Annotated in this window: 12 protein-coding genes and 2 tRNA genes; all 14 read left to right on the forward strand. The window is 65.2% G+C overall.

Translation table 11 applies throughout. The annotated features are described in order from the left end of the window. The first annotated feature begins 3 nt into the window (after positions 1–3). On the forward strand, positions 4–1,344 hold the full coding sequence (gene nuoF / locus LRM18_RS00845) for an NADH-quinone oxidoreductase subunit NuoF (RefSeq protein ID WP_005417934.1): 1,341 nt from the start codon (positions 4–6) through the stop codon (positions 1,342–1,344). Beyond that, positions 1,341–3,575 carry an NADH-quinone oxidoreductase subunit NuoG gene (gene nuoG / locus LRM18_RS00850; RefSeq protein ID WP_049470674.1) on the forward strand — a complete coding sequence of 745 codons (2,235 nt, stop codon included), beginning with the start codon at positions 1,341–1,343 and terminating at the stop codon, positions 3,573–3,575. Before nuoF ends, nuoG begins: the two co-directional genes overlap by 4 nt. Further along, positions 3,572–4,666: an NADH-quinone oxidoreductase subunit NuoH gene (nuoH, locus tag LRM18_RS00855; RefSeq protein WP_014037948.1), complete on the forward strand. Its 1,095-nt coding sequence runs from the start codon at positions 3,572–3,574 to the stop codon at positions 4,664–4,666. The genes nuoG and nuoH overlap by 4 nt, the downstream gene beginning before the upstream one ends. 4 nt (positions 4,667–4,670) lie before the next feature. Continuing rightward, positions 4,671–5,159 (forward strand): NADH-quinone oxidoreductase subunit NuoI, encoded by a 489-nt coding sequence (gene nuoI / locus LRM18_RS00860; protein ID WP_005417924.1) that lies wholly within the window; start codon positions 4,671–4,673, stop codon positions 5,157–5,159. A gap of 9 nt (positions 5,160–5,168) precedes the next feature. Then, the gene (locus LRM18_RS00865) at positions 5,169–5,825 is read left to right on the forward strand and encodes an NADH-quinone oxidoreductase subunit J (protein WP_049470676.1); all 657 of its coding nucleotides are present in this window, start codon (positions 5,169–5,171) and stop codon (positions 5,823–5,825) included. Beyond that, complete coding sequence (gene nuoK, locus LRM18_RS00870; protein WP_005417921.1) at positions 5,822–6,127, forward strand: NADH-quinone oxidoreductase subunit NuoK; 306 nt, start codon at positions 5,822–5,824, stop codon at positions 6,125–6,127. Before LRM18_RS00865 ends, nuoK begins: the two co-directional genes overlap by 4 nt. 7 nt (positions 6,128–6,134) lie before the next feature. Further along, complete coding sequence (gene nuoL, locus LRM18_RS00875) at positions 6,135–8,303, forward strand: NADH-quinone oxidoreductase subunit L (protein ID WP_182067568.1); 2,169 nt, start codon at positions 6,135–6,137, stop codon at positions 8,301–8,303. 23 nt (positions 8,304–8,326) lie between these two features. Beyond that, positions 8,327–9,835 (forward strand): NADH-quinone oxidoreductase subunit M, encoded by a 1,509-nt coding sequence (locus LRM18_RS00880; protein WP_019660580.1) that lies wholly within the window; start codon positions 8,327–8,329, stop codon positions 9,833–9,835. 15 nt (positions 9,836–9,850) lie between these two features. Further along, positions 9,851–11,311 carry an NADH-quinone oxidoreductase subunit NuoN gene (gene nuoN / locus LRM18_RS00885; protein WP_032957446.1) on the forward strand — a complete coding sequence of 487 codons (1,461 nt, stop codon included), beginning with the start codon at positions 9,851–9,853 and terminating at the stop codon, positions 11,309–11,311. A 127-nt stretch (positions 11,312–11,438) separates the two neighbouring features. Further along, a tRNA-Met gene (locus LRM18_RS00890) sits at positions 11,439–11,515 on the forward strand. Positions 11,516–11,597: 82 nt separating this feature from the next. Further along, a tRNA-Met gene (locus LRM18_RS00895) sits at positions 11,598–11,674 on the forward strand. Positions 11,675–12,041: 367 nt separating this feature from the next. Then, entirely contained in the window at positions 12,042–12,632 is a 591-nt protein-coding gene (rimP, locus tag LRM18_RS00900; protein ID WP_019660578.1) for a ribosome maturation factor RimP, read from the forward strand. A 4-nt stretch (positions 12,633–12,636) separates the two neighbouring features. Beyond that, positions 12,637–14,148: a transcription termination factor NusA gene (nusA, locus tag LRM18_RS00905; protein ID WP_270949404.1), complete on the forward strand. Its 1,512-nt coding sequence runs from the start codon at positions 12,637–12,639 to the stop codon at positions 14,146–14,148. Positions 14,149–14,240: 92 nt separating this feature from the next. Next, positions 14,241–16,886 carry a translation initiation factor IF-2 gene (infB, locus tag LRM18_RS00910; RefSeq protein ID WP_053460943.1) on the forward strand — a complete coding sequence of 882 codons (2,646 nt, stop codon included), beginning with the start codon at positions 14,241–14,243 and terminating at the stop codon, positions 16,884–16,886. Positions 16,887–16,956: the final 70 nt, after the last annotated feature.

Consider the following 16,956-nt stretch of genomic DNA (forward strand, 5'->3'; position numbering starts at 1 on the left):
GGCATGGCACATCACCACGAATCCAAGGGTCCGGTCGGCCCGGCGCCGCTGCCGCACCAGGTGGTCTACACCACCCTGCATTACGACACCCCGTGGTCGTACGAAAGCTACCTGAAGACCGGTGGCTACGCCGCCCTGCGCAAGATCCTCGAAGAGAAGATCCCGCCGGAGCAGGTCATCGAGATGGTCAAGGCCTCGGGCCTGCGCGGCCGCGGTGGCGCAGGCTTCCCGACCGGCCTGAAGTGGTCCTTCATGCCCAAGGGCAACATGCAGAAGTACATCCTCTGCAACTCGGACGAATCCGAGCCGGGCACCTGCAAGGACCGCGACATCCTGCGCTACAACCCGCACTCGGTGGTGGAGGGCATGGCGATCGCCTGCTACGCCACCGGTTCGACCGTGGGGTACAACTACCTGCGCGGTGAATTCCACCACGAGCCGTTCGAGCACTTCGAGCAGGCCCTGGCCGACGCCTATGCGAACGGCTGGCTGGGCAAGAACATCCTCGGCAGCGGCGTGGACATCGACATCTACGGCGCGCTGGGCGCCGGCGCCTACATCTGCGGCGAAGAAACCGCGCTGATGGAATCGCTGGAAGGCAAGAAGGGCCAGCCGCGCTACAAGCCGCCGTTCCCGGCCAACTTCGGCCTGTACGGCAAGCCGTCGACGATCAACAACACCGAAACCTACGGTTCGGTTCCGGCGATCATCCGCAACGGTCCGGAGTGGTTCAAGGGCCTGAGCCTGACCGCCAATGGCGGCCCGAAGTGCTTCTCGGTGTCCGGCTGCGTGCAGAACGGCGGCAACTTCGAAGTGCCGCTGGGCACCACCTTCGACGACCTGCTGGAAATGGCCGGTGGCCTGCGTCCGGGCCGCAAGCTCAAGGGCGCGATCCCGGGCGGCGTTTCGATGCCGGTGCTGACCGCGGCCGAGCTGAAGGGCCTGCCGATGGACTACGACACCATTCGTGCGCTGGGCTCCGGCCTGGGCTCGGGTGCGATCGTGGTGCTCGACGACAGCGTGTGCTGCGTCAAGTTCGCCTGCCGCATCAGCCAGTTCTTCCACAAGGAATCCTGTGGCCAGTGCACCCCGTGCCGTGAAGGCACCGGCTGGATGCACCGCGTGCTGGAGCGCATCGTCGCCGGCAAGGCCACGATGGAGGACCTGCACCAGCTGAAGGCGGTGGCCGGGCAGATCGAAGGCCACACCATCTGTGCGTTCGGTGAAGCGGCTGCATGGCCCATCCAGGGCTTCCTGCGCCAGTTCTGGGACGAATTCGAGTACTACATCGTCAACGGTCATTCGATGGTTGACGGCAAGAAGGTGGAGGCAGCCGCCGCATGAGCGCGCAACCCGTAAACCCGAACGTGCCACCGGATCACGTGACCATCGAGATCGATGGCAAGTCGCTGGTCGTGCCCAAGGGTTCGATGATCATCCAGGCGGCCGACAAGGCCGGCATTCCGATTCCGCGCTTCTGCTACCACGAGAAGCTGCCGATCGCCGCCAACTGCCGCATGTGCCTGGTGGACGTGGAAAAGTCGCCGAAGCCGGCGCCGGCCTGCGCCACCCCGGTGATGGACGGCATGAAGGTCGCCACCCGCAGCGAGAAGGCACTGAAGTTCCAGCGCTCGGTGATGGAGTTCCTGCTCATCAACCATCCGCTGGACTGCCCGATCTGCGATCAGGGCGGCGAGTGCGAGCTGCAGGACGTTTCGCTGGGCTATGGCCGTTCGGTCAGCCGCTTCAACGAGCGCAAGCGCGTGGTGCCGGACGAGGACATGGGCCCGCTGGTCGCCACCGAGATGACCCGCTGCATCCAGTGCACCCGCTGCGTCCGCTTCACCGCCGACGTTGCCGGTACCTATGAACTGGGTGGCATGTACCGCGGCGAGAACCTGCAGATCGGTACCTTCGACGGCAAGCCGCTGACCACCGAGCTGTCCGGCAACGTCGTCGACGTCTGCCCGGTCGGCGCGCTGACCAACAAGGTGTTCCAGTTCCGCGCCCGCCCGTGGGAACTGACCGCGCGCGAATCGCTGGGCTACCACGATGCGATGGGGTCGAACCTGTTCCTGCACGTGCGTCGCGGCGAAGTGCTGCGCACCGTGCCGCGCGACAACGAAGCGGTGAACGAGTGCTGGCTGTCCGACCGTGACCGCTACTCGCACCAGGGCCTGTACAGCGAAGACCGTGCGGTCAAGCCGCTGCGCAAGGTCAATGGCGAGTGGAAGGAAGTGAGCTGGGCCGAAGGCCTGGCCGCAGCCGCCGAGATCCTCAAGGCAAACCAGGGCGACAACCTGGGCGTGCTGGTGCATCCGTCCACCTCGAACGAGGAGGGTGCGCTGCTGGCCCGCCTGGCCAAGGGCCTGGGCTCGAGCAACATCGACCACCGCATCAACAACCGCGATTTCTCCGACGCCGCAACCGCCGAAGTGTTCGGCCTGCCGCTGGCCGAGATCGAAGGCGCCGACCGCATCGTCGTTCTGGGCAGCAACATCCGCCACGAACTGCCGCTGCTGCACGCCCGCCTGCGCAAGGCGCAGACCACCAACGGCGCGAAGATCCACGTCGTCAACCCGGTGGACTTCGACTTCGCCTTCAGCATCGCCGGCAAGCAGATCGTTGCGCCGTCGAAGTTCGTCGACGCGCTGGCCAACGCCGAGCTGCGTTCGGCAGTGCAGGGCGGCAACAACACCGTGCTGATCGTCGGTGGCATCGCCGAAAACCACCCGCAGGCTGCCGCGATCCGCGCTGCCGCGCGTGAGTTCGCCGCCGCCACCGGTGCCAAGCTGTGCCGCATCCCGCAGGGCGCCAACGCCGTTGGCCTGACCCGCGCCGGCGTGCTGCCGGCCGGCAAGGACGTCGCCGCGATGCTGGCGCAGCCGCGCCAGGCCTACGTGGTGTACGGCCTGGAGCCGGGCCTGGACTTTGCCGATGCCCCTGCCGCGCGCAAGGCGCTGGTCGGCGCCCAGGTGGTGGCCTTCAGCCAGTTCGCCTGTGCCTCGACCCGCGACGTCGCCGACGTGATCCTGCCGATCGGTGCGCTGCCGGAAATCGACGCCACCCTGACCAACCTTGATGGTCGCGAGCAGTCCGCCCGTGCCGGCGGCAAGCTGCCGGGCGAGGCCCGTGAGGGCTGGCGCGTGCTGCGTGCCCTGGGCGGCGACATGGCGCTGGCCGGTTTCGACTTCACCGACCTGGCCGGCCTGCGTGCCAGCCTGGCCCCGGTGTCGGTCACCGTTGCCGCTTCGGCGCAGCCGGTGGTTGCCGGCGAAGGCCTGGAAGTGGCTTCGACCGCCGCGATCTACCGCACCGATGCGGTGGTCCGTCGCGCCCCGGCGCTGCAGTCGCATCCGCTCAACAACGCCCCGCGCATCGTGCTGAACGCTGAAGATGCCGCTCGCCTGCAGCTGCAGGAAGGGCAGATGGCCAAGGTCGGCACCGATGCCGGCAAGGCCACCCTGCCGGTGGTGGTCGACGCCCGCGTCGCTGCGGGTTCGGTCTGGATTGAATCGGGCCACGGCGCGACCGCGCCGCTGGGTGCCGCTCGCGTATCGGTGGTGGCTGCATGAACGAATTGCTGTTGAACGCGGTCGACCCGCTGCACCAGTGGCTGCTGGGCCTCGGTGACATCGGCGCGCTGATCTGGATCATCCTGAAGATCCTGGTGATCGCCGTTCCGGTGATCATCTCGGTGGCCTTCTACGTGGTCTGGGAACGCAAGCTGATCGGCTGGATGCACGTCCGCCACGGCCCGATGTACGTGGGCATGGGCATCTTCCAGGCCTTCGCCGACGTCTTCAAGCTGCTGTTCAAGGAAGTGGTCCAGCCGAGCAGCGCCAACAAGGCGATCTATCTGCTGGCCCCGCTGATCACCCTGGCCCCGGCCTTCGCGGCCTGGTCGGTGGTGCCCTTCGATTCGCAGATCGTGCTGTCCAACGCCAACGCCGGCCTGCTGTACCTGCTGGCGATGACCTCGCTGGGCATCTACGGCATCATCCTGGCCGGTTGGGCATCCAACTCGAAGTATGCGTTCCTGGGTGCGATGCGCGCCTCGGCGCAGATGATCAGCTACGAAATCGCCATGGGCTTCGCCCTGGTCGGCGTGATGATCGCCTCGGGCAGCCTGAACCTGAGCAACATCGTGATGGCGCAGGCCGGCAGTTCCGGCTTCTTCGACTGGTTCCTGCTGCCGCTGTTCCCGCTGTTCGTCATCTACTGGGTGTCGGGCGTGGCTGAAACCAACCGCGCGCCGTTCGACGTGGTGGAAGGCGAGTCGGAAATCGTCGCCGGCCACATGGTCGAGTACTCCGGCGGTGCCTTCGCCCTGTTCTTCCTGGCCGAATACGCGAACATGATCCTGATCAGCTTCCTGATCTCGATCTTCTTCCTCGGCGGCTGGCTGAGCCCGGTCCAGGGCTGGGTCAACTTCGGCGATGTCTCGCCGCTGGTCGACTGGATCTGGAAGGGGGGCGCGCCGTGGCTGTTCGTCAAGGTGTTCTTCTTCGCCAGTGCCTACATCTGGTTCCGTGCCAGCTTCCCGCGCTTCCGCTACGACCAGATCATGCGCCTGGGCTGGAAGGTCTTCATCCCGCTGGCCATTCTGTGGATCGCGGTTACCGCCGTCATGGTGTTCTTCGGCGTGATTCAAAAGGGCGTCTAAAGTGATGAACAGGATTACCCATTACTTCAAGAGCCTGCTGCTGCTCGAACTGCTGGCGGGCCTCTGGCTGACGCTGAAGTACAGCTTCAAGCCGAAGTACACGATGATGTACCCGATGGAGAAGTTCCCGCAGTCGCCGCGCTTCCGTGGCCTGCACGCGCTGCGCCGTTATCCCAACGGCGAAGAGCGCTGCATCGCCTGCAAGCTGTGCGAAGCGGTGTGCCCGGCGCTGGCCATCACCATCGACTCGGCCAAGCGCGAGGACGGCACCCGCCGCACCACGCGCTATGACATCGACCTGTTCAAGTGCATCTTCTGCGGCTTCTGTGAAGAGAGCTGCCCGGTGGACTCGATCGTCGAAACCCACATCCTCGAGTACCACTTCGAGAATCGTGGCGAAAACATCGTTACCAAGCCGCAGCTGCTGGCCCTGGGCGACCGTCTCGAATCCGAGATCGCCGAGCGTCGCGCCGCCGATGCCGCTTACCGCTGAGGTCGAGAGATGGATTGGGTAAATATCGCTTTCTGGGTGTTCGCCATCGCGGCAACGGTTTCGGCCGGTGCGGTGATCAGCGTGCGCAACCCGGTTCACGCCGTGCTCTGCCTGGTGCTGACCTTCTTCTCCATCGCCTGCGTGTGGCTGCTGGTGGGCGCCGAGTTCCTCGGTGTGGCGCTGGTGCTGGTCTACGTCGGCGCGGTGATGGTGCTGTTCCTGTTCGTGGTGATGATGCTGGACATCGACCCCACCAAGCTGCGTGAGGGCTGGGTGCGCTACCTGCCGGTCGGCCTGATTGTCGCGGTCGCGATGCTGGCGCAGATGCTGATCCTGATCGGGGTCAAGGCGCGTTCGGTCACGCCGTTCCCGGCCGACAACGCCGCTGCGGTCGCCGCCGACAGCTCCAACATCACCTGGCTGGCACGCACGCTGTTCACCGAGTACCTGCTGCCGTTCGAGTTCGCCGCCGTCATCCTGACCGTGGCCGTGGTTGCCGCCGTGATGCTGACCCTGCGTCGCCGTACCGGCGTGAAGAGCCAGAACCCGGGCGAGCAGACCATGGTCAAGGCCGGCCAGCGCCTGCGCATGGTCAAGATGGGTGCCGAAGCACCGGTCGTGCACAGCAACAGCAAGCCGGTCGCCGGCGAGGAGACCCAGCCGTGATCACCCTTGGCCATATCCTCGCGCTGGGCGCGGTGCTGTTCGCCATCAGCCTGGCCGGCATCTTCCTCAACCGGAAGAACGTCATCGTCCTGCTGATGTCGATCGAACTGATGCTGCTGTCGGTGAACATCAATTTCGTCGGCTTCTCGCGTCAGCTGGGCGATCCGTCCGGCCAGCTGTTCGTGTTCTTCATCCTGACCGTCGCCGCCGCGGAAGCCGCCATCGGCCTGGCGATCCTGGTGACCCTGTTCCGTACACGCCGCACGATCAATGTCGGCGAAGTCGATTCGTTGAAGGGCTGATCCACAGATGGAAATCACTCTCTCCAAGAGTCTGTTGATCGCAGTGGTGCTCGCACCGCTGTTCGGCAGCATCATCGCCGGCCTGTTCGGTCGCCAGGTCAAGCGCTTCGGCGCGCAGACCATCACCATCCTCGGCGTCGCGGTGGCCTGCGGCCTGTCGATGTACACGCTCTACCAGCTGCTGTGGGGCGGTGCGCAGCCGTTCAACCAGAACATCTACACGTTCTTCGAAGTGGGCCAGTATTCGGCGCACGTCGGCTTCATGGTCGACAAGCTGACCGCGATGATGATGGTGGTGGTGACCTTCGTGTCGCTGCTGGTCCACATCTACACGATCGGCTACATGCAGGACGATCCGGGCTACCAGCGGTTCTTCAGCTACATCTCGCTGTTCACCTTCTCGATGCTCACCCTGGTGATGAGCAACAACTTCCTGCAGCTGTTCTTCGGCTGGGAAGCGGTGGGCCTGGTGTCGTACCTGCTGATCGGCTTCTGGTTCAAGCGCCCGACCGCGATCTTCGCCAACATGAAGGCCTTCCTGGTCAACCGCGTCGGTGACTTCGGCTTCCTGCTGGGCATCGCCGGCGTGCTGTGGGTGTTCGGCACCCTGGACTACTCGCAGGTGTTCTCGCAGGCCGGCATGCTGGCCGACCCGCGCGCCCAGCTGCAGATCTGGGACGGCACGCTGCTGGGCATGCAGCTGCTGAACGAGCCGGTGATCTGGTCGATCGCCACCGTCATCTGCATCTGCCTGTTCATCGGTGCCATGGGCAAGTCGGCCCAGGTCCCGCTGCATGTGTGGCTGCCGGACTCGATGGAAGGCCCGACCCCGATCTCGGCACTGATCCACGCCGCGACGATGGTGACCGCCGGTATCTTCATGGTCACCCGCATGTCGCCGCTGTTCGAGCTGTCGCAGACCGCGCTGAACTTCGTGCTGTTCATCGGTGCCACCACCGCGTTCTTCACCGGCCTGATCGGCATCGTGCAGAACGACATCAAGCGCGTGGTCGCGTACTCGACCCTGTCGCAGCTGGGCTACATGACGGTTGCGCTGGGCGTGTCGGCCTATTCGGCCGCCGTGTTCCACCTGATGACCCACGCCTTCTTCAAGGCCCTGCTGTTCCTGGGCGCCGGCTCGGTCATCATCGCGATGCACCACGAGCAGGACATGCGCAAGATGGGCGGCCTGCGCAAGTACATGCCGATCACCTTCATCACCATGTGGATCGGTACCCTGGCGCTGGTCGGCACGCCGTTCTTCTCCGGCTTCTACTCGAAGGACACCATCATCGAGGCCGCCGAGCTGCACGCGCACCTGTCCAACAGCTGGGTGGCCACCTATGGCTACTGGGCGGTGCTGGGTGGCGTGATCGTCACCAGCTTCTACAGCTTCCGCCTGCTGTTCCTGACTTTCCACGGCAAGGAGCGTTTCCGCGACGCGCATGATGACCACGCCCATGGCCACGGCCATGACGATCACCACGCCGCCGACGCCCACCACGGCGATGCGCATCATGACGACCACGGCCATGGCCACGGTCCGCACGAGCCGCACGAAACCCCGTGGGTGGTGACCCTGCCGCTGATCCTGCTGGCCATCCCGTCGATCGCCATCGGTTTCTTCAGCATCGGCCCGATGCTGTACGGCACCGACTGGGCCGGCAACCACGCGCACGATGCCATCAAGGGCCAGGCGCACACGTTCTTCACCGGCATCGTCGACTTCTACGATCCGGCCAAGAACACCATCGGCTTCCTGGGCGAGGAGTTCCATGGCCCGGTCGCCTTCGCGCTGCACGGCATGATGGCTCCGGCGTTCATGCTGACCGTTGCGGGCTTCCTGCTGGCCGCACTGTTCTACCTGTGGAAGCCGGACCTGTCGGGCAAGGCCCGCAAGACGTTCGCTCCGCTGGTGTCGGTACTGGAAAACAAGTACGGCTTCGACAAGCTGTGGATCGATGGCTTTGCCGGTGGCAGCGTCAAGCTGGGCAAGGTCTCGCGCTGGATCGACAGCAACATCGTCGACGGCGTGGTCAATCTCTCGGCACGTGTTGTGGACGTCGCAGCCGGCGTGCTGCGTCGTACCCAATCCGGTTTCCTCTATCACTACGCCTTCGCGATGATCATCGGCCTGATTGCCCTGCTGGGCGTGCTGATGCATTACCTGCGTTGATGACCTGTACGGAATAAGAAGACGTGTCGAACTGGCCTCTACTCAGTGTCCTCATCTGGCTGCCGATCATCGGTGGTGCCCTGATCCTTGCGATCCGTGATGCGCAGACCGCCCGCTGGGCGTCGCTGGGCGTAGCGGTGCTGACGTTCGTGGCGAGCCTCTCGCTGCTGAGCGGCTACAACGCAGGCGTCGATGGTCTGCAGTTCGTCGAGACCCATGCCTGGATCCCGGCGTACAAGATCGGCTACAACCTGGGCGTGGACGGCATTGCCGTGGCGCTGATCCTGCTGACCACCCTGGTCAGCGTGCTTGCCCTGATCGGCGCCTGGAGCGCCATCGACAAGCGCGTCAACCAGTACGTGGCGGCCTTCCTGATCCTGGAAGGCGTCACCGTCGGCATCTTCGCCGCGACGGACGCGATGCTGTTCTACGTGTTCTTCGAAGCGATGCTGATCCCGATGTTCCTGATCATCGGTGTCTGGGGCGGTCCGCGCCGCATCTACGCCGCGCTGAAGTTCTTCCTGTACACCTTCCTCGGCTCGGTGCTGATGCTGGTGGCGCTGATCTACCTGTACATGAAGGGCGGCAGCTTCCAGCTGGCCGACCTGTACGCGCTGCCGCTGTCGGCCAAGGAGCAGACCTGGATCTTCTTCGCCTTCCTGATCGCCTTCGCGGTCAAGGTGCCGATGTTCCCGGTCCACACCTGGCTGCCGGACGCCCACGTGGAAGCGCCGACCGCCGGTTCGGTGATCCTGGCCGCGATCGCCCTGAAGATCGGTGGCTACGGCTTCCTGCGCTTCAACCTGCCGATCGTCCCGGACGCGTCGCAGGAGTGGGCCTGGCTGGTGATTGCACTGTCGCTGATCGCGGTGATCTACGTCGGCCTGGTCGCCCTGGTGCAGGACGACATGAAGAAGCTGATCGCCTATTCGTCGATCGCGCACATGGGCTTTGTCACCCTGGGCACCTTCATCGCGCTGTGGCTGGTGCGTGAAGCCGGCAACGCCGATGCCGCGCGCCTGGGCCTGCAGGGCGCCATGGTGCAGATGATCTCGCACGGCTTCGTGTCCGGCGCGATGTTCTCCTGCGTCGGCGTGCTGTACGACCGCATGCACAGCCGCCGCATCGCCGACTACGGCGGCGTGGTCAACGTGATGCCGTGGTTCGCCACCTTCGCGATGCTGTTCTTCATGGCCAACGCGGGCCTGCCGGGTACCAGCGGCTTCGTTGGCGAGTTCATGGTCATCCTGTCGGCCTTCCAGCGTAATCCGTGGATCGCCCTGGGCGCGGCCACCACCCTGATCATCGGTGCCGCCTACACCCTGTGGCTGTACAAGCGCATCTTCTTCGGTGAAGTGGCCAACAGCCATGTTGCCGAACTGAAGGACATCAACGGCCGCGAATGGCTGGTGCTGGGCGTGTTCGCCATCGGCGTGCTGGCCCTGGGCATCTACCCCAAGCCGCTGACCGACCTGATGGAGCCCTCGATCGCGAAGCTGGCGATGCAGATCGCATCCAGCAAGCTGCTGTAATTCCAGGATTTGATGATGACCACCTCGCCGCTGCTGCCATTGACCGCCGCTGACCTGCCACCGCTCGCTCCCGAGCTGGTGCTGATCGGCAGCGCCTTCGCCCTGATGATCCTCGACCTGTTCGTCAGCAACCGGAACAAGATCGTCACCCACCTGTTCTCGCTCGCTGCGCTGGCCGTGGTGCTGTTCATGCTGGCCACCGGCGTGGGCGGGCAGGGCGAGGTCTTCCATGGCATGTTCGTGCGCGATACCGCCGCGGACGTGATGAAGACCGGGATCGTGCTGCTCAGCGGCCTGACCCTGGTCTACGGCTGGCGCTACCTGCGTGACCGCGACCTGTTCCAGGGCGAGATCCCGGTGCTGATCCTGTTCGGCACCGCCGGCATGATGATCCTGGTCTCGGCCGGCAGCCTGCTGATGGTCTACCTGGGCCTGGAACTGCTGGCGCTGTGCTCCTACGCCCTGGTCGCCAGCAACCGCGAAAGCGGCCTGGCCTCGGAAGCGGCGATGAAGTACATCGTGCTGGGTTCGCTGGCCTCGGGCCTGCTGCTGTACGGCATGTCGCTGATCTACGGCGCCACCGGCAGCCTGCACCTGGATGTGATCCGTGAGGCCATCCCGCACTCGGAAGAGCGCGTGCTGCTGATCACCGGTGCGGTGTTCATGATCGCCGGCGTCGCCTTCAAGCTGGGTGCCGCGCCGTTCCACATGTGGCTGCCCGACGTGTACCAGGGTGCCCCGGCACCGATCGCACTGTTCATCAGCTCGGCGCCGAAGCTGGCCGCGTTCGGCATGGCCTACCGCCTGCTGGAAATGGGCGTGGGTCCGCTGTCGACCGAACTGCAGCTGCTGATCGCCGGCCTGGCCGCGGTATCGCTGGTCATCGGCAACCTGATGGCCATCGCGCAGAGCAACCTCAAGCGCATGCTGGCGTTCTCCACTGTCTCGCACATCGGCTTCCTGCTGATGGGCATCGCCGGTGGCGGTTCGCAGGGCTACGCGGCCGCGCTGTTCTACGCACTGGCCTACGCGATCATGTCCACCGCGGCCTTCGGCGCGATCATCGCGCTGTCGCGTGCCGGCTTTGAAGCCGAGAACATCGAGGACTTCAAGGGCCTGAACGCCCGCAACCCGTGGATGGCCGGCCTGGTGCTGTGCATCATGGCGTCGCTGGCCGGCATCCCGCCGTTCCTGGGCTTCTGGACCAAGCTGGCGGTGCTGGGCGCGGCCGTCAACGGCGGCCTGCTGTGGCTGGCCATCCTCGGCGTGCTGTGCGCCGTGGTCGGCTGCTTCTACTACCTGCGCGTCATCAAGGTCATGTACTTCGATGAGCCGGTGGGCGAGGCCATGCCGCGCAGCAACGACCGCGTGCTGGGCGTGGTGCTGGGCGTGAATGCCCTGGCGCTGCTCGCGCTGGGCCTGGCCTGGAACCCGATCATGGTCTGGTGCCAGCAGGCATTTGCGCATCTTGCATAAAAGTTGACACAAAGCTGCGCGATTCGTGTAATATGCGCAGCCTGAGTTGTCACTGCAGCGGTTCAGCCAGAACATCGTTGCGGCAGCCTCCCTCGAAAGGGTGGGGCAGCAGTTCAAGTACTTCCGGTGCGGGGTGGAGCAGTCTGGCAGCTCGTCGGGCTCATAACCCGAAGGTCGCAGGTTCAAATCCTGCCCCCGCTACCAACGTCGGATCGGCGCCAACCGGTTTGATGAATGAGGGATCGCTTGCATGTTTCGAAGCAATCGCTCATAATTCCGCTTCTGATGCGGGGTGGAGCAGTCTGGCAGCTCGTCGGGCTCATAACCCGAAGGTCGCAGGTTCAAATCCTGCCCCCGCTACCAAGTAAAGGAATCGCCTTCGAAGCCCTGCTTCGGAGGCGTTTTTCTTTGGGGTCTGCGTCGTTTCCGCGTGATCGGGGTCAGATCCCTCTTCCACGGCAAAAGGGATCTGACCCCGGGTCCGCACCTTGCACCAGCGCGGTGCAGCCGCTATCATCAGCGGCCTAGCAGTACCCCTGAAGGCGGCCTCCCGGCGGGAGGCCAGATCCGGAAGGAGGGCCGCAACCGGCAGGCCATGCGGGTTGCAACCGGAATCCAGTCACCGGAGTCTTTCCGGAAAAGGGGCCCAGCGGGCCCTTTGTCGTTTCCGGGGCGTCATGTTTCCACGCCGGCCAAGGCCGGCACCCAACCATAGAGATCAAGGCAGGCTGTGAGCGACAAGGCAACCGACATCGCGAATCTGCTCGCCCCGACCGTTGTGTCGCTGGGCCTGGAGCTGCTGGGCGTTGAGTATCTGCCGGCCCCCGGCGGTGCGACCCTGCGCCTTTACATCGACGTGCCGCTGGCTGAACAGCCCGAGCGCATCATCAATGTCGACGACTGCGAGCGGGTCAGCCGCGAAGTGTCGGCGCAGCTGGACGTCGAGGACCCGATCAGCGGCAATTACACGCTGGAAGTGTCCTCGCCGGGCGTGGACCGGCCGCTGTTCAACCTGGAGCAGTTTGCCCGCCACCAGGGCGAATCGGCCAAGGTCACGCTGAAGCTGCCGCAGGACAACCGTCGTCGCCTGCAGGGTCGTATCGAGGCGACCGACGAGGCGGCGGGGACCATCACGTTCATCGTCGACAAGGCCGAAGTGGTCGTGTCGGCCGACAACATCGACAAGGCACGGATCATGCCCGACTGGGTGGCGCTGGGGCTGGCCCCGAGCAAGCCGACCGGTCCGGCACCGAAGCGTCCGAAGCCGAACACGAATTCTTCTTCCAACGAGCCGGCGGCAAAGAAGCCGCGCGCGGAGTGAGCCAATGAGCAAGGAACTGTTGCTGGTAGTCGACGCAGTCGCCAACGAGAAGGGCGTGCCGCGTGAAGTGATCTTCGATGCCATCGAGGCCGCCCTGGCCTCGGCAGCGAAGAAGCGCTATCCCGACGAGGAAGTGCTGACCCGCGTGGTCATCGACCACAAGGATGGCAGCTACGAGACCTTCCGCCGCTGGGAAGTGGTGGCCGATGACGTGGTCATGGAATCGCCCGACCGCCAGATCCGCCTGATGGACGCCGTTGACGAAGCCGAGGGCGTCGAGGTCGGCGACTTCATCGAAGAGCAGATCGAGAACCCGGATTTCGGCCGCATCGCTGCCCAGGCGGCCAAGCAGGTCATCGTCCAGCGCGTGCGCGAAGCCGAGCGCCAGCAGGTCGTGGATGCGTGGAAGGACCGCGTGGGTGAACTGATCACCGGCGTGGTCAAGCGCGCCGAGCGCGGCAACATCTATGTCGACCTGGGTGGCAACGCCGAAGGCTTCATTCCGAAGGACAAGGGCATCCCGCGCGACGTGCTGCGCGCCGGTGACCGCGTGCGTGGTTACCTGGCCGAAGTGCGTTCCGAGCCGCGTGGCCCGCAGCTGTTCATCAGCCGCGCCGCGCCGGAATTCATGATCGAGCTGTTCAAGCTGGAAGTGCCGGAAGTCGGCCAGGGCCTGGTGGAAATCAAGGCCTGTGCACGTGACCCGGGCGACCGCGCCAAGATCGCCGTGCTGGCCCACGACCAGCGCACCGATCCGATCGGTGCCTGCATCGGCATGCGCGGTTCGCGCGTGCAGGCCGTGTCCAACGAGCTCAATGGCGAGCGCGTGGACATCGTGCTGTGGAACGACAACCCGGCCAACTTCGTCATCAACGCGATGGCACCGGCCGAAGTGCAGTCGATCATCGTCGATGAAGACAAGCACTCGATGGACCTGGCCGTTGCCGAAGACCGCCTGGCCCAGGCGATCGGCAAGGGTGGCCAGAATGTGCGCCTGGCCAGCCGCCTGACCGGCTGGCAGCTCAACGTGATGACCCAGGACCAGGTCACCGCCAAGTCGGAGGCCGAGCAGGCTGCCGCCCGCCAGCTGTTCATGGACAAGCTGGAAGTGGACGAGGAAATCGCCGGCATCCTGGTCAGCGAAGGCTTCGGCACCGTCGAGGAAATCGCATATGTTCCGGTCGGCGAACTGCTGGCCGTGGAAGGTTTCGACGAGGACATCGTCGAAGAGCTGCGCGCTCGTGCCCGCGATGCGCTGCTCAATGAGGCCCTGGCAGTCGAAGAAGGCCTTGAAGACGGCCAGCCGGCGCAGGACCTGCTGTCCCTGAAGGGCATGGACGAAGCCACCGCATACGCGCTGGCCGGCCACGGCGTGCGTACCAGCGAGGATCTGTCCGACCTGGCCGCCGACGAGGTCATGGACTTCGGCATCGAAGGACTGGATCAGGCGCGCGCCGCTGCGCTGATCCTGGCCGCCCGTGCCGAGGAGATCGCCCGACTGGAACGCGGCGAATGAGCCGGCAATGAACAGGGCCCTGAGCCGCTCAGGGCGTAGAATCCGCGCCACCTCCAGATGCGGGGGGGCGCCCACAAGATCATAGGATCCGAATGTCGCAGCAAACCACCATCCGCAAGCTTGCCGAACTGGTCAACACGCCGGTCGAAAAACTGCTGGAACAGCTGGCCGGTGCCGGCATGAAGTTCAGCGGTCCCGACCAGGTCGTGACCAGCTCCGAGAAGGTGAAGCTCCTGGGCTTCCTTCGTCGTTCGCACGGCAAGCCCGAGCAGGCCCCGGAAGAGACCGATCAGTCTGCAAAGAAGATCACGCTCAACCGCCGGAAGCAGCAGGAAGTGACGGTCAATTCCGGTCGCAGCAAGACGACCGTGAATGTCGAGGTGCGCCAGAAGCGGACCTACGTCAAGGATGGTGCTCGCGCCATGACGCCGGACGAAGAGCGCGCCGACATCCTGCGCAAGCTGGAAGAGTCGCGCGCGCGCAACCTCGCCGAACAGCAGGCCCTGGCCGAAAAAGATCGTCTGCGCGACGAAGCCATCGTCCGTGCCCGTGAGGAAGAGGCCGCCGCCAAGGAACGCGCCGAGGCCGAGAAGAAGGCCGCCGAGGAAGCTGCGGCTGCCGCCAAGGCGGCCGAGACGCTGGCTGCCAGCAAGCCCAAGCGTGCTCCGATCGACGAAACCGCGCCGCGCCCGCCGCGTACCCCGGCCGCAGCCCCGGCTGCGCCGCGTGGTGCACCGCCGCCGCCGCGCAACGACGACCGCAACAACCGCAGCGCGCCGCGCAACGAGCGTGGCCCGGGTGACCGTTTCGCCGGCCAGATGCACCTGTCGGCCGCCGATCGTGCGCGTCGTGGCAACAGCAACAACAGCAACACCCGGGGTCGTCCGGGCGGCCGCAACCAGGCCGGTGGCCGTCGCGACATGTCGCGCGGTGGCAACAATGCCGGTCCGCACGCCTTCGAGCGTCCGACCGCACCGGTGGTGCGTGAAGTGGCGATCGGCGACACCATCACCGTGGCCGACCTGGCGCAGAAGCTGGCGCTGAAGGGCGGCGAGGTGGTCAAGGCGCTGTTCAAGATGGGCGTGATGGCGACCATCACCCAGTCCATCGACCACGACACCGCCGCACTGGTGACCGAAGAACTCGGCCACAAGGCGATCCGTGCCAACGACAACGACGCCGAAGACGCACTGCTGGCCTCGGCCGGTGAAAACCAGGGCGAGGCCACCCAGCGTCCGCCGGTGGTCACCATCATGGGCCACGTCGACCACGGCAAGACCTCGCTGCTGGATTACATCCGCCGCACCAAGGTCGCCACCGGCGAGGCGGGCGGCATTACCCAGCACATCGGTGCCTACCACGTGGACACGCCCAAGGGCGTGATCAGCTTCCTGGACACCCCGGGCCACGCCGCCTTCACCTCGATGCGTGCGCGCGGCGCCAAGCTGACCGACATCGTGGTGCTGGTCGTGGCCGCCGATGACGGCGTCATGCCGCAGACCAAGGAAGCGATCCAGCACGCCCGTTCGGCGGGTGTGCCGCTGATCGTGGCGATCAACAAGATCGACAAGTCCGACGCCGATCCGATGCGGGTCAAGAACGAACTGCTGTCCGAGCAGGTCGTGGCCGAAGACTTCGGTGGTGACACCCAGATGGTGGAGATCTCGGCCAAGACCGGCCTGGGCATCGACGACCTGCTGGACGCCATCTCGATCCAGGCCGAACTGCTGGAACTGAAGGCGGTCGATGAAGGCCGCGCCTCCGGCGTGGTGATCGAATCGTCGCTGGACAAGGGCCGCGGCCCGGTCGCGACGGTGCTGGTGCAGCAGGGCCGCCTGAAGAAGGGCGACTACCTGGTGTGCGGCATCCAGTACGGCCGCGTGCGTGCGCTGTTCGACGAGACCGGCAAGCAGCCGGAGTTCGCCGGCCCGTCCATTCCGGTGCAGGTCCTGGGCCTGTCCGGCGTGCCCGAAGCGGGTGACGACTTCGTGGTGGTCGAGGACGAGCGCCTGGCCAAGGACGTGGCCCAGCAGCGTGAGACCAAGCGCCGTGAATCGCGCCTGGTCGCTACTGCCGGCAGCCGCATGGAAGACATCATGGCGACCCTGGGCAAGGGCGAGGGCCAGCAGGTCCTCAACCTGGTCATCAAGGCCGACGTGCAGGGTTCGGTGCAGGCCCTGAGCCAGGCACTGGTCGCGCTGTCCAACGACGACATCCGCATCAACGTGATCCACTCCGGCGTGGGCGGCATCACCGAGTCGGACGCCAACTCGGCAGCCGCGTCGAAGGCCACCGTCATCGGCTTCAACGTGCGTGCGGACGCTTCGGCGCGTCGCATCATCGAATCCAACGGTGTCGACCTGCGTTACTTCTCGATCATCTATGACGTGATCGACCAGGTGAAGCAGGTGGCTTCCGGTCTGCTGGGCGTGGAAATCCGCGAAGAGATCATCGGTATCGCCGAGGTCCGCGACGTCTTCCGCAGCTCGAAGCTGGGTGCCGTCGCCGGCTGCATGGTCATCGAGGGTGTGGTCAAGCGCAACAAGCCGATCCGCGTCCTGCGCGACAGCGTGGTGATCTTCGAGGGCGAACTGGAATCGCTGCGCCGCTTCAAGGAGAACGTCGAGGAAGTCCGCAACGGTACCGAATGCGGTATCGCGGTGAAGGCCTACAACGACGTCAAGCCGGGCGACCAGATCGAGTGCTTCGAGCGCATCGAAGTGCCGCGCACCCTGTAATGCTGCACGGTGGCCCGACCAGCGGTCGGGCCCTACCCTGGTAGAGCCCGGTCGGGCCCTGCCATGCTGT

This window comes from Stenotrophomonas sp. PI_27 (assembly GCF_027854495.1).
Lineage (GTDB): Bacteria > Pseudomonadota > Gammaproteobacteria > Xanthomonadales > Xanthomonadaceae > Stenotrophomonas > Stenotrophomonas pavanii.

Excerpts from the sequence above, each read along its gene's own strand:
- nuoF (WP_005417934.1), top strand. The coding sequence starts at position 4 with ATGGCACATCACCACGAATCCAAGGGTCCGGTCGGCCCGGCGCCGCTG.
- nuoG (WP_049470674.1), top strand. The coding sequence starts at position 1,341 with ATGAGCGCGCAACCCGTAAACCCGAACGTGCCACCGGATCACGTGACC.
- nuoH (WP_014037948.1), top strand. The coding sequence starts at position 3,572 with ATGAACGAATTGCTGTTGAACGCGGTCGACCCGCTGCACCAGTGGCTG.
- nuoI (WP_005417924.1), top strand. The coding sequence starts at position 4,671 with ATGAACAGGATTACCCATTACTTCAAGAGCCTGCTGCTGCTCGAACTG.
- LRM18_RS00865 (WP_049470676.1), top strand. The coding sequence starts at position 5,169 with ATGGATTGGGTAAATATCGCTTTCTGGGTGTTCGCCATCGCGGCAACG.
- nuoL (WP_182067568.1), top strand. The coding sequence starts at position 6,135 with ATGGAAATCACTCTCTCCAAGAGTCTGTTGATCGCAGTGGTGCTCGCA.
- nuoN (WP_032957446.1), top strand. The coding sequence starts at position 9,851 with ATGACCACCTCGCCGCTGCTGCCATTGACCGCCGCTGACCTGCCACCG.
- nusA (WP_270949404.1), top strand. The coding sequence starts at position 12,637 with ATGAGCAAGGAACTGTTGCTGGTAGTCGACGCAGTCGCCAACGAGAAG.
- infB (WP_053460943.1), top strand. The coding sequence starts at position 14,241 with ATGTCGCAGCAAACCACCATCCGCAAGCTTGCCGAACTGGTCAACACG.